11 protein-coding genes are annotated in these 10,232 nt (G+C 65.4%); 1 reads left to right on the top strand and 10 read right to left on the bottom strand.

Going from position 1 to position 10,232, the window contains the following annotated elements:
- From HCA61_RS25180 to HCA61_RS25135, 10 genes are all read right to left on the bottom strand, one after another.
- The coding region (locus tag HCA61_RS25180; RefSeq protein ID WP_169690919.1) for a CoA transferase subunit A at window positions 1–398 on the bottom strand (398 nt) is incomplete at its 3' end.
- Window positions 395–1,585, bottom strand: a complete 1,191-nt coding sequence (fahA, locus tag HCA61_RS25175) for a fumarylacetoacetase (RefSeq protein ID WP_169690918.1) — start codon at window positions 1,583–1,585, stop codon at window positions 395–397. The genes HCA61_RS25180 and fahA, both read right to left, overlap by 4 nt.
- On the bottom strand, window positions 1,582–2,466 hold the full coding sequence (locus HCA61_RS25170) for a hypothetical protein (RefSeq protein WP_346777648.1): 885 nt from the start codon (window positions 2,464–2,466) through the stop codon (window positions 1,582–1,584). The genes fahA and HCA61_RS25170 overlap by 4 nt, the downstream gene beginning before the upstream one ends.
- Window positions 2,463–3,665 carry a homogentisate 1,2-dioxygenase domain-containing protein gene (locus HCA61_RS25165; RefSeq protein ID WP_169690916.1) on the bottom strand — a complete coding sequence of 401 codons (1,203 nt, stop codon included), beginning with the start codon at window positions 3,663–3,665 and terminating at the stop codon, window positions 2,463–2,465. The genes HCA61_RS25170 and HCA61_RS25165 overlap by 4 nt, the downstream gene beginning before the upstream one ends.
- Before the next feature lie 118 nt (window positions 3,666–3,783).
- Entirely contained in the window at window positions 3,784–4,311 is a 528-nt protein-coding gene (locus HCA61_RS25160) for a MarR family winged helix-turn-helix transcriptional regulator (protein WP_169690915.1), read from the bottom strand.
- A 111-nt stretch (window positions 4,312–4,422) separates the two neighbouring features.
- The gene (locus HCA61_RS25155; protein WP_169690914.1) at window positions 4,423–5,754 is read right to left on the bottom strand and encodes an MFS transporter; all 1,332 of its coding nucleotides are present in this window, start codon (window positions 5,752–5,754) and stop codon (window positions 4,423–4,425) included.
- A 36-nt stretch (window positions 5,755–5,790) separates the two neighbouring features.
- The gene (locus tag HCA61_RS25150) at window positions 5,791–7,251 is read right to left on the bottom strand and encodes an FAD-dependent oxidoreductase (RefSeq protein ID WP_169690913.1); all 1,461 of its coding nucleotides are present in this window, start codon (window positions 7,249–7,251) and stop codon (window positions 5,791–5,793) included.
- Window positions 7,248–8,045, bottom strand: coding sequence for an SDR family oxidoreductase (locus tag HCA61_RS25145; protein WP_169690912.1), 798 nt, complete (start codon window positions 8,043–8,045; stop codon window positions 7,248–7,250). Before HCA61_RS25145 ends, HCA61_RS25150 begins: the two co-directional genes overlap by 4 nt.
- Entirely contained in the window at window positions 8,038–8,868 is an 831-nt protein-coding gene (locus tag HCA61_RS25140; RefSeq protein WP_169690911.1) for a glucose 1-dehydrogenase, read from the bottom strand. Before HCA61_RS25140 ends, HCA61_RS25145 begins: the two co-directional genes overlap by 8 nt.
- Window positions 8,869–8,921: 53 nt before the next feature.
- Entirely contained in the window at window positions 8,922–9,353 is a 432-nt protein-coding gene (locus HCA61_RS25135; protein WP_169690910.1) for a nuclear transport factor 2 family protein, read from the bottom strand.
- A gap of 176 nt (window positions 9,354–9,529) precedes the next feature.
- On the opposite strand from HCA61_RS25135, the gene HCA61_RS25130 reads away from it, so the two are divergent.
- A complete protein-coding gene (locus tag HCA61_RS25130) occupies window positions 9,530–10,192 on the top strand; it encodes an IclR family transcriptional regulator (RefSeq protein ID WP_206040583.1) in 663 nt (220 codons plus the stop codon).
- The last annotated feature ends 40 nt before the right edge of the window (window positions 10,193–10,232 follow it).

The following is a 10,232-nucleotide window of genomic DNA, read 5'->3' as shown; positions in this document are numbered from 1 at the left end:
GGCAACCCGCCCTCGGAGATCGGGGTACCCACACCCGCGGGGGTGAAGAACGCCGGAATCCCGGCGCCACCGGCGCGAAGCTTCTCCGCGAGAGTGCCCTGCGGTGTCAGCTCCACTTCGAGCTCACCGGAAAGATACTGGCGTGCGAATTCCTTGTTCTCACCGACGTACGACGCGGTGACCCGACGGATCCGCTTCTCACCGAGAAGAATCCCGAGTCCGTGCCCGTCGACACCGCAATTGTTGGAGAACACCTCGAAGTCGGTGGCGTCGCCCGCAGCAATCGCCTTGATCAACTCGTCGGGTATACCCGACAGACCGAACCCGCCGACGGCGAGCGAGGCACCCGAGGGGATATCGGCGACCGCGTCGGCCGCCGTAGCGAAAACCTTGCTCACTTGCTGTCCCCTGTGGCGGGCAGAATGCGGTTGCGCACCTCACCGAAACCGATACGCGAGCCGTTCGGTCCGGGAGCGGTAGCGGAGATGGCGATTTCGTCGCCGTCCTCGAGGAAGGTGCGAGTCTCGTCACCGACCTGGACGGGTTCTGCTCCGCCCCAGGTGAGTTCGATGAACGCACCGCGCTGATCCTTCTCCGTGCCGGAGATCGTGCCGGAACCGAACAGGTCGCCGGTGCGGGTCGCGGCACCGTTGACCGCGGTGTGCGCCAGCATCTGCGCGGGCGACCAGTACATCTGGGCGTACGGTGGACGCGACACGACCTGCCCGTTCCATTCGACCGCGAGATCGATGTCCAGTCCCCACTTCTCGTCGCCCTTCAGGTATGGCAACGGTTCGGGGTCCTGAACCGGGGTGTCGATGCGCGCGGCCTCGAGCGCGGCGATCGGCACGACCCACGGGGAGATCGACGTTGCGAACGACTTGCCGAGGTTCGGTCCGAGCGGCACGTACTCCCAGGCCTGGATGTCGCGGGCCGACCAGTCGTTGAGGATCACGGCGCCGAAGCAGTGATCAGCGAACTCGTCGGGAGTGATCTGCTCGCCCATCTTCGACCCCGCGCCGACGATGAAGCCCATCTCGGCTTCGATGTCGAGCCGGATCGACGGGCCGTACACGGGCGCTTCGTCGTTCGGGCCCTTGCGCTGACCGCACGGACGCACGATGTCGACACCCGAGGTGACGACGGTCGACGAGCGACCGTGGTAACCGACGGGCAGGTGCTTCCAGTTCGGCATGAGCGGGTCGGGATTCTGGGGACGGAACAACCGGCCCAGGTTCGATGCGTGGTTCTCCGACGCATAGAAGTCGACGTAGTCGGCGACCTCGATCGGCATGTGCAGCGTGACGTCGGCAATCGGGAAGACGGCGTCGTCGGCAATATCGCCGGCGATCGTCTGCTTGATGGTGGCTCGCACCTCGTCCCAGCGCGCACGGCCCTGCGCCATGAAGGCGTTGAGGGTCGGCTCGGCGAAGACCACGTCGTCTTCGAACACGCGGCTCAGGTCGAGAACCGAATCGCCCACGCGCACACCGACACGCGGCTCCGAATCGGCGGTGGAGAAGATGCCGTAGGGCAGGTTGTCGGGTCCGAAGAGCGAGTCGTCCGGGATTGCAATGGTGGTCATTCGTGCGTTCCTTCGCTGATCGGGGATACGGTCGACGGTGCGAGGCCGAGGTCGAGCAGGTCGGTGAGCGGGTCGGCGATGCTGCAGGTGCCGTACGAGCGGAACCGGCTGCGCACCTCGGTGGCGCGCTCGTCGGACAGCTCTTTCAGGCGCGACGCGAGCGCCGCACCGTCACGGTCGGCGAGCACCTCGGCGATGGCGGCGTCGTCTCCGCCGCCCAGCGCGACGGCGACCGCAGCAAGGATGTTCAGGAAGCCGTGCTGTTCGAAACCGGTTTCGGGGTCGGTGTTACGCACGGCGTGATGCAGTCCGGCGGTGGCCTTGAACGGCACACCCGAGGCCACGACCGTGCGGATCGCGTCGGCCAATTCCGCTTCGTCCGGGTATGCCTCGGCAACGATGCCTCCGGTACGGAACTTCGCCGAGTACGGCGTCTGCGCGAGACGTGCCAGGATCTCCGGTCGACGGTCGTCGCGGGGCACCTCGACGAAGATGTCGCGTTGCGTCTCGGTCGAGGAGATCTCACCGAGCGCGGCGAACAGTTCGTCGACCGTCTGCTCGGCGGGAACGGCGATCTCGAGGGCGGTGACGGACACCGAATCGAGTGTCGCTGCCTTCTCCAGCGCGGGTGCAACCGCGGCGGTGCCTGCGGGCACCGTCAGGCTCAGCTCGAGCTCGCCGCTGTACGGCGTCTGGGCGAGCAATTCGGCGAGCTCGCCGAGACGGCCGGCGGGGAAGACGAACGAGCCGACGAGCGGCGCGTGATCGGCGGCGGTGTGGACGGCATGTGCGGGTACCGCATCCGCGATCGGCGCATTGCCGGGCGGGAAGAGTGCGGCGTCGTCGCACAGATTCGTGAGCAGAGGTCCGAAAGTTGTCACTTGGATGCCTCCCGATTGCGGTTCCAGCTGCCCGCGTAAGTGGTGTCCTCGCATGCGAGAGCACCTTCACCGAGCTCGAGCGGGCGGAAAGTGTCGACCATGACGGCGAGCTCGTCGAAGAACTCGGCGCCGATGCTGCGTTCGTACGCGCCGGGCTGCGGCCCGTGAGCGTGGCCACCGGGATGCACCGAGATGGAGCCCTGTCCGATACCCGAACCCTTGCGGGCTTCGTAGTCGCCACCCACGTAGAACATGACCTCGTCCGAGTCGACGTTCGAGTGGTAGTAGGGCACCGGAATCGACAGCGGGTGGTAATCCACCTTGCGCGGCACGAAGTTGCAGATGACGAAGTTGTGGCCCTCGAACGACTGGTGCGCCGGCGGCGGCTGGTGCACGCGACCGGTGATGGGCTCGTAGTCGTGGATCGAGAACGTGTACGGGTACAGGCAGCCGTCCCATCCGACGACGTCGAACGGATGGTTCGGCATGAGGTAGCGGGTACCGACGATGCCGTGGGAGGTGCGGTGCTTGACGAGCACCTCGACATTCTCCCCCTCGACGATCAGCGGCGCAGTGGGACCGTGCAGGTCGCGTTCGCAGAAGGGCGCGTTCTCGAGGAACTGGCCGAACTTCGACAGGTAACGCTTCGGGGGCACGATGTGGCTGTTCGCCTCGATCGTGTAGGCACGCAGCGGTTCGTCGCCTGTCGGTACCCAGCGGTGCGTGGTGGCCATGGGCAGCAGCACGTAGTCGCCGGGCTTGGCTTCGAGAGTCCCGAATACGGTCTCGACGTTCGCGGTGCCCGACTCGACGTAGACCATCTCGTCACCCACCACATTGCGGTACAGCGGCGACGGCTTCTTCGAGACTGCATACGAGATGCGCACGTCGGGGTTGCCGAGGATCATGCGGCGGCCGGTGACGACGTCGGTGTCGTTCCAGACGCTCTCGGGGAACAGATCGTGCAGCTTCAGGTGCCGCGGCTTGAGGGGATGGTTCGGCGTCGTGGCCTGGTCCGGGACCGCCCATTCCGTCGCTTCGACGATCGCCGACGGGATGTACTTGTGGTACAGCAGCGACGAGTCGGACGAGAAGCCTTCCTCACCCATCAACTCCTCGTAGTAGAGGTTGCCGTTGTCGTCGCGGTGCTGGGTGTGACGCTTGGGCGGGATCACGCCGAGCTGTCGGTAGAACGCCATGGTTCAGCTCCTCGAAAAGGTGAATCGGGCTGCGCGGGTTCTGTCGCCGCCGGTATTAGTAAATACATTAACTAACTTGGGAGCGTGAGCGCAACCACAGGATGGAAATTGCCCTGAGTCAGTTGCGTCCGCGTACGTCGAACTGGCTGCGGTTGGTGATGAGTTTGTTCAGCAGCATCACAAGAATCTGCTGCTCGGCGTCGCTGAGAACGTCCACCCACGCGAGTTCACGCTCGTTCTGCGCACCGAACGCGTCGACGATCTCCTTCTCCCCGGCCTCGGTCAGCGACAACTGCACCGAGCGGGCATCGTGACTGACCGGCGTCTTCTCCAAGATACCGGCTTCGACCAGCGGTTTAGCCAGATTCGACACGGCCGCACGACTCATCCCCGTCAGCCTCGCCGCCACGTTCGGCTCGACGGGGCCGGCCAGCCACGTCACGAACATCAGGCGATACGCCGACCACGAGCGCCCTCGGGGACGATGCACGCTCGACTCGAGGTCGTAGGTGACGATGTCCGAGGCCCGGTTCAGCGTGAGCAGCACTTCGGTCGCGCTGCGGTGGTGGTCGCCGAACTTGCTGTTGAGACGTTCCTGCGCGAGTTCGACGAAGGACCAGTAGTCGAGGTCGCGGGGTGCGGACATGCGGTCACAGTACCGCAGACGACGAGATTGTTCACACATTTACCATCTGCGAACAGCGAACGCCGACACCCACGATCGGGTGCCGGCGTTCGTTCGAGAAAGAATCCGACGTCAGTCGGTCGGCAACTCGATTCCCTTGGTCTCCTTGATGAGGAAGACCGCACCCAAGGTGAGCAGCGCCGTGAATACGAAGTACCCGGCCGGAGCCAGCGAGTTCCCGGTGACATCGATCAGCCACGTGGCGATGAACGGCGCGGTGCCACCCAGACACATGTTCGTGACGTTGTTACCGAGCGCGATGCCGCTGTACCGCACCGATGCCTTCAGCATCTCGACGTAGACGACGAAGGACGCTCCGTTGACGATCGACACACAGATGAACAACACCGACTGGCCGAGGACGGCCTGCCACAGGGTTCCGCCCGACATCAGCATGAACATCGGGACACCGAGCACTGCCGCAGCGAGGCTACCCGCGAACAGCACCGGCTTACGTCCGTACTTGTCGGCCATGTAGCCGGAGATCGGCAGCGTGATGACACCGAGTACCAGCGCGAGCGACGTCGAGAGGAACGCGGCCGCGGACGACTGCCCTCCCTCGGTCTGCAGATACGTCGCCGCATACACCGACGCGACGTAATAGCCGCCGACGATGAGCGCCCCGAGCATGATGATCTTGACGACGCTTCCGCCGGAGGTCTTCAGAAGCTCCACGACCGGCAGCTTCTTCGTCTCACCCTTTTCGGCCATCTCCTCGAACTGCGGCGTGTCTTCGAGGTGGTTCCGGATCCAGACGCCGACGACACCGATCACGACGCTGAGCAGGAACGGAATGCGCCAGGCCCACTCGAGGATCTGCTCCTCCGAGAAACTCGACGTGATACCGAGTGCGACGAGCGACGCCACCAGCGACCCGAGGTACGTGCCGGAATTGACCATCGAGGTCTGCGTCGCACGCCACCGTGCAGGTGCGGATTCGGAGACGAACGCGTTGGCGCCCCCGAGCTCACCGCCTGCCGCGAAGCCCTGCAGACAGCGAGCGAGCACGAGCAGGACCGTCGCCCATACGCCGAGTGTGGCGTAGGTGGGCATCAGGCCCATCGCCGCCGTGGCCACCACCATCAGCAGGATGGTCCAGGACAACGCGGTCTTACGGCCGTACTTGTCGCCGATGTGACCGAAGACGATGCCGCCGGGCACCCGCAGGAAGAATGCCACCGCGAAGGCCGCGAACGTCCCCAGCAGGGCGGCAGTCTCGTTCTCCGAGACGAAGAACAGTGTGGCGACCATGGTTGCCATGTAGCCGTAGATACCGAAGTCGTAGTACTCGACGATGGTGCCGACGACCGCCGCGCGGATGACCGTGGCCGTCGACTGTTTCTTCGGTGCAGGGTCTGCGTGCGACGGCCTTTCCGCAGCGGTGGCCGCGTCGGATCCAAGCATGGTGTGTCCTTAGTGGTTCGGGGGGACGGTCGGGCGTCAGACGCCGGCTGTCCCGAGTTCAGACGACGGCGTGGAGCCGACGGAGGACGCCCGTGCCGCGTTGCGGCCTGCGATGCGTCCCATGGTCAATGCATTGGCGACGGCGTTTCCGCCACCCACATAGCGCAGGCCGAGGATTCCGGCTCCCGCTTCTCCGGCCGCATACAGGCCGGAAACGACGTTCCCGATCTTGTCGAGAACTTCGGCGTTCTGATTGATCTCGAGCCCCGCGTGCGTACAGACAAGTTCGGCGGGCAGCATACGCACCGCGTAGAACGGTCCGCGAGCGACGGGGTCGGGGTCGGAGGTCGAGCCCTTGTTCGCAAGGGTCCGGTGACGCAGGAAATCGTCGTCCACACCGTGGGGAAGCTGGGCGTTCCACCGGTCCACCGTCGCCACCAACGCAGCAACGGGCACGTCGATCAGCTCGGCGAGTTCCTCGAGCGTGTCGGCGCGTACAGTACGCCGCGCGTCGGCTTCCGCTGCGATGCGGTCGGCATCCCAGTCCGCGTAACCGGCGGGGAGCTCCGTGCGCGCCTTCTCATCGAAGATCGCCCACACGGGCCCGTCCTGCGCTTCCATCAGGCCGCCGGACACGGCGTACGAGGCATCCTCGTCCATGAACCGGCGACCGGTCTTGTTGACGTAGATCCGCGACTTGGGCGGGAAACCCGCCTGCCAGTGGTGGTAGCGCTGGAAATAGGCGGTGGGCATGGTCAAGCCCCAGTTCTCGCCGACAACCGCGGAATCGACCTGCTCGCCGAACCCGAAGTGATCGCCTCGGCTACCGGGTGCGGCGACGACGAACAACGAATCGCCCGCGGCGAGAGGGTACGGGTAGTACTGCTCGAGCAGCGCAGTGCTCTGAGCGAATCCGCCGGACGCCACGACCACGGAGTGCGCGCGGACCTCGATATCATCCGCGACGACACCGACGACCCGACCGCCCTCGACGAGCAGACGCTGCACCCGGGTGCCGAGGATCGCCTCGACTCCGTGCGAGCGACACGCTCGATCGAGCGTCTGCACAAGTCCGTAACCCTGGTCCTTCGGCACATGGCCGCGCCACACGTCCTCCACACCGGCCTGGCACAGACCCGGCATGTGGGCATTCGACGAGACCCGCGCCGGGATCTCCACACCGAGTTCGAGGAGCCACTCGAGGGTGGGACCGGCGTTGTCGCAGAACGCCCGTACGAGACCGGGGTTGAGAATCCAGTGGTTGAGGTCCATGTAGTGCTGGAAGAACTTGTCGGCAGTGTCCTCGATGCCGAGTCCTGCCTGCACGCTTGTTCCCGCAGCGGTGAAGAGCCCGGCCGACAATTGCGTCGACCCGCCCAGTTCGGTTTCGGATTCGAACAGCAGAACGCTCGCACCGGCTTCGGCAGCGGACACCGCCGCAGCGAGGCCCGCGCCGCCGCCGCCGATCACCACGACGTCGATGGTGTCGTCGCTCATGACAGTTGATCTCCCGTCTCCGCGATGATGCGGTGGTAGAGGCCGTTGGAGGTCATTCCGCCGTCGACGGTGACCTCGCTGCCGGTCATGTACGTGGACCGGTCGGACAGCAGGAACATGACAGCGTCGGTGACCTCGTCGACCGTCGCCATCCGACCGAACGGAACGCTCTCCAGTGCGGCGCCGACGAACGCGTCGGCACCTCCCAGCAGCGACGTTCCGACGAGCCCTGGATGCACCGAGTTCACTCGGATTCCCCACTTCGCGAAGTTGCCTGCGGCCGATTTGGACAGGCCCCGCACTCCCCATTTGCTCGACGAGTAGGCCGGGGAGAAGTAGCCGATCTGCCCGGAAATCGAGGAGATGTTGACGATGGATCCACCTCCGCTGTCGCGCATGAGGGGTGCTACGGCCTTCATCCCGTAGAAGGGACCGAACAGATTGATGCGCATCGTGGCTTCCCAGACATCGTCCGGGGTGTCCATGAACTCGAGCCGCCGCGAGATCCCCGCGTTGTTGACCAGTCCGTCGAGTATGCCCTTGTGTGAACGGATCTCGTCCACCACCCGGGACCACGATGCCGGGTCGGCGACGTCGAGTGTGTGGGCCGACGCCGAGCCTCCCGCAGTTTCGATCTCCTCGACGACCGCTGAGGTATCTGCCACGTCGGCCAGGCACACATGGACACCGCGAGCCGCGAGCACACGGGAGTGGTTGGCACCCATGCCCGCAGCTGCTCCGGTGATGAGGACGACCGACGGGTACGTCACGGTTTCCAGGACCGGATCAAACATGGCGTGAGCCACCGTCGACCGCGATCGAGTGGCCCGTGACGTAGCGGGCGCTGTCGGACAGGAGGAACAGCAGCGGGCCGAAAACCTCTTCCGGCGAGCCCAGACGGTGCAGCGGCACGACGTCGAGTGCGTGCTTCAGCGCTGCCGGATCCTCCTGCACCCAGCGGGTCATCTCGGTGTCGATGTAGCCCGGAGCGATCGAGTTGACACGAATTCCCTTGTCGCCGAACTCGACTGCGAGCGACTCGGTGAGGTGCGCGACGGCAGCCTTCGACGCGCAGTAGGCACCGCGACCCTTGCGCACGCGCAGCGCCGACACCGACGACATGTTGACGATCGCGCTGCCCGGCTGCATATGTCGCGCCGCGGCCTGCGCGCCGAAGAGCACACCCTCGACGTTGACGTCGAGCGTTGCTGAGATCTGCTCCTTCGAGATCTCGTCGGCGAGTGCGAACGGGAAGATGCCCGCGTTGTTGATCCAGAAGTCGATCCAGCCGAATTCCTGCAGCGCAACCTGGGCGAGCGCCTCGTGCTCGGCCGGGTCGGTGACGTCGATGCGCGCACCGACCACGATGCCGGGGGTAGCGGCGAGGGACTCGGCTGCGAGTTCGGCGTTGATCTGTTCGGCGGTTTCCTTCATCTGAACGTCGTTGATGTCGCCGCCGACGACGTTGACGCCGCGCGACGCAAGTCCGCGGGCGAACTGCGCGCCCATTCCACGTGCAGCACCGGTGACGACAGCGACCTTGCCTGCCATCTCCGGGTACTGCGCGACGATCTGCGCGGTGACGGTGCGGCCCGGGTTCTGGGTATCAGCGGACATAAGGGAATTCCTCCGTTGGTGCGAATCTGAAAGCGGTGCGGCGACGCGGTGACTCAGGCGTCGTCGCGAGTAACGGTGCGGCGGTGGATCAGCCACGCGCCGTCGAGTTGCACGAGTTGGTCGTCGATCGTGGTGAATCGAACGAGCCGCGATTGTCCGCCGCGCGCGGTGGCGACGATCTGCAGGTACGCCCGGGCACGCAGGGTGTCGTCGTCGACTCGGTCGACGGCCACGTTGGTGACGACATGGCGATGCACCTCGCCGGCCTCGGCAGCCGTGGCGTAGAAGCGGCCGGCGAATGCTTCGAGATCGTCCGTGCCGGAGACAGGTGCCGGGTAGCTCGGCGAGCAGAACTCGCCGTCGGGTGTGAACGTCTCCGCCCACGCCCGCGCCGAGCCACCGTCGATGAGATGGCTCTGCCGTCCGTAGAGCTGGTGGATCTGCGCGAGCAGCGCCGCGTCGACACCGTTGTCAATGCGTGTCATGTCCTGGGAACCCATTCGTATATGTGCGATAATCGCACTCGATGTGCGATTAATGGCAATGCTAGGTGTTACAGTTCACAGACGTCAAGGAGGTACCGGGCAAGATGACCCAAATGCAGGATGAGGCCGCGGCCGTACGAGGTTTCGATGCACCGCGGATCGAACCGGATTCGGGCATGTCGAAGACACTGCACAACGGGTTGGAGATCCTCGAACTGCTGGCATCACACCCGCACGGGTTGTCCGTCAGCGAGATCGCCGAGGGCATCGGTGTCCACCGAACGGTGGCCCATCGGCTGATCCGAACTCTCGAAGCACACAGATTGTGCCGCCGGGACGACCACAAACGGATCTCGCTCGGCGCCGGACTCGTCACGCTCTCCGAATCGGTCGAGCAGGATCTCCGTACGCTCGCACGTCCGATCCTCGAGGATCTCGCCGACACCGTGGAGGCCACCGCGCACCTCGTCGTGCGCGAATCAGACACCACAGTTCGCGCGATGATGGTGATCGAACCGCGACGGTCCCAGGTACACATCGCTTTTCGGCCCGGTCAGGTCCATCCCGTCGATCGTGGATCCGCCGGCCTGGCGATCCTGGCATCGCTGCCGCCCGCCCCCAACGAACGCCCCGAGGTCGAGCAGGCTCGCCGACTCGGTTATGCGGTCTCGGCGGGTGAGGTCGTCTCCACCACCATCGGTATCTCCGCCGGCGTACGGGGCCGCCCCGGAGGGGCGCAGGCCGCGGTCGGGGTCTCGGTGTTCACCGCGGCCGACGAGAAGCGGATCGGCGCAGCGGTGGCGGCGGCAGCGAAATCACTCGGGGACATCCTGCGCTGAGCTGTATCCACCATCTGCGATGTCCGACTGTCGGTCGGGC

Origin of the sequence: Rhodococcus sp. HNM0563 (genome assembly GCF_012726195.1) — a bacterium.
GTDB lineage: Bacteria > Actinomycetota > Actinomycetes > Mycobacteriales > Mycobacteriaceae > Rhodococcus.
The sequence above is the reverse complement of the archived record's forward strand: the minus strand, read 5'-3'. Positions and strand labels throughout refer to the sequence as shown.

Excerpts from the sequence above, each read along its gene's own strand:
- fahA (WP_169690918.1), bottom strand. The coding sequence starts at position 1,585 with ATGACCACCATTGCAATCCCGGACGACTCGCTCTTCGGACCCGACAAC.
- HCA61_RS25165 (WP_169690916.1), bottom strand. The coding sequence starts at position 3,665 with ATGGCGTTCTACCGACAGCTCGGCGTGATCCCGCCCAAGCGTCACACC.
- HCA61_RS25160 (WP_169690915.1), bottom strand. The coding sequence starts at position 4,311 with ATGTCCGCACCCCGCGACCTCGACTACTGGTCCTTCGTCGAACTCGCG.
- HCA61_RS25155 (WP_169690914.1), bottom strand. The coding sequence starts at position 5,754 with ATGCTTGGATCCGACGCGGCCACCGCTGCGGAAAGGCCGTCGCACGCA.
- HCA61_RS25150 (WP_169690913.1), bottom strand. The coding sequence starts at position 7,251 with ATGAGCGACGACACCATCGACGTCGTGGTGATCGGCGGCGGCGGCGCG.
- HCA61_RS25145 (WP_169690912.1), bottom strand. The coding sequence starts at position 8,045 with ATGTTTGATCCGGTCCTGGAAACCGTGACGTACCCGTCGGTCGTCCTC.
- HCA61_RS25140 (WP_169690911.1), bottom strand. The coding sequence starts at position 8,868 with ATGTCCGCTGATACCCAGAACCCGGGCCGCACCGTCACCGCGCAGATC.
- HCA61_RS25135 (WP_169690910.1), bottom strand. The coding sequence starts at position 9,353 with ATGACACGCATTGACAACGGTGTCGACGCGGCGCTGCTCGCGCAGATC.
- HCA61_RS25130 (WP_206040583.1), top strand. The coding sequence starts at position 9,530 with ATGTCGAAGACACTGCACAACGGGTTGGAGATCCTCGAACTGCTGGCA.